This is a genomic window from Anaerobacillus alkalilacustris, from assembly GCF_001866005.1.
Classification (GTDB): Bacteria; Bacillota; Bacilli; order Bacillales; family Anaerobacillaceae; genus Anaerobacillus; species Anaerobacillus alkalilacustris.
In genome coordinates this window covers 1-1,603 of sequence record NZ_MLQR01000035.1, presented here as the reverse complement: position 1 = coordinate 1,603, position 1,603 = coordinate 1, and the positions used below count along the sequence as shown (strand labels likewise).

The 1,603-nt window shown below is 35.8% G+C and carries 1 protein-coding gene; it reads right to left on the bottom strand.

Annotation, left to right across the window (positions count from 1 at the left end; translation table 11 throughout):
* Positions 1 to 182: 182 nt before the first annotated feature.
* Positions 183 to 1,325: an IS110 family RNA-guided transposase gene (locus tag BKP37_RS14700; protein ID WP_071310379.1), complete on the bottom strand. Its 1,143-nt coding sequence runs from the start codon at positions 1,323 to 1,325 to the stop codon at positions 183 to 185.
* Positions 1,326 to 1,603: the final 278 nt, after the last annotated feature.

Here is a 1,603-nt window from a genome sequence, read left to right as displayed (position 1 = left end):
CAAGGCGCTTGCGCTTTTTCTGTGAAAATAAAAAACTTGGGATTTATGCTATTGAGTTAAGATGCGGCTAAATCTTAAAGGTTTTTAAGTTGTTTTCTAAAAAAGGCAATAGGAAATAGAGGGTGTGTAATAAATTTTTTAAAAACACAACCTGATGATCTATGTTTTTCAGTTTTTGATAATTAACGACTCAATGCTGGTTCGGAATAGCTTTGGTTATTTAAAAATAAGGTGTAAATGATTCTTATAATCTTATGTGCAATAGCTTTTAATGCTTTTTTCTTTCCTCTTCGTGCTGAAAGTGACCAAAATGTTGATGCCATTGAAGTTTTTTTCGATCGTGAAATGGCCCATCCTACTTCACAAAGTGTCGCTTTTATATGTGGATTTCCTTGAATGCTCTTAGCACCTTTTTTTTTACCTGCACTTTCATTGTTTCCAGGAGATACGCCAGACCACGAAGCTAAATGTCTTGAAGAAGGGAATTGGCTCATATCTGTTCCAATCTCTGCTATGATGCAAGCTGCAGTATGCTCTTTTACACCTGGAATGGATAAAAGGATTTCTTTTTCTTCCTGGTAGGATTGAAGTAGGTTATTTATTCGTTTTTCCAACTCTTGAATGGATTTTTCTAAATACTCAATATGGTTCCAAGAGCTTCTAATCATAAAGATTTGATGTTCATCCAAAGTGCCGAATAGCGAATCGGAGATTGAGTTTGCTTTTTTCTTTAAAGAATGATGAATATTTGAATCAATATCACTTTGGTCTAAATAGCCTTTATCAACTAATTGATTTAAAAGTTTTCGCCCTGAGACACCAAAGATATCGGAAATAACCGAACCAAGTTTAATGTTCGAACATTCAAGTACTTTAGAGATTCTATTTTTCTCAGCTGTTAAGTTCCCAATCCATTTTTTTCGTAAACGAGTGAGATCACGTAGTTCACGAAGGTCTTGTGAGGGAACAAAGCTTTTCTCAATTAATCCGTAACGAAGAAGTTGGGCAATCCATTCAGCATCGGAGACATCAGTTTTACGACCGGGAACATTCTTAATCCTTTGTGCATTAGCCAGTGTAATATCAAAGTAGCCTTCTAAAATATTGTAGACGGGCTTCCAATAGATACCAGTACTTTCCATGGCAATGTGAGTAACCTCTTTTTCTTCTAACCATTTTAATAAATCAAATAAGCTTTTGGTTAAGGTAGAAAAGGTTCTTGTCTCTTTTTGAAGAGAGTCTTCAATATTACCAGTTAAAACACAAACAACAATTTCTTTTTGGTGTACATCCATACCAGCACAATGGGTTAATAGAATATTCAAGGGGATCAACCTCCAAATATAGTCTATGGAAAGTGGAATAAGCTTGGTCAAACAGCATTTTTCTGTACGTGATCATCCTCAAGAAACGAAGAGTCAACAAGGGGGTGTCCACAAGGCAAATTCCAAACAGTTTCTTATACAGGGTTAAACCACCATTAAAGCGCACGTAAACTTACTTTCCATAGCTTTATAAGTATAGACGAGGAGGGAGAAGCAAAAACCCCGGAAGAAATATTTTCATCCGGGGGTGTGAGTGGAAAATCATGTGAGTTTCTTAT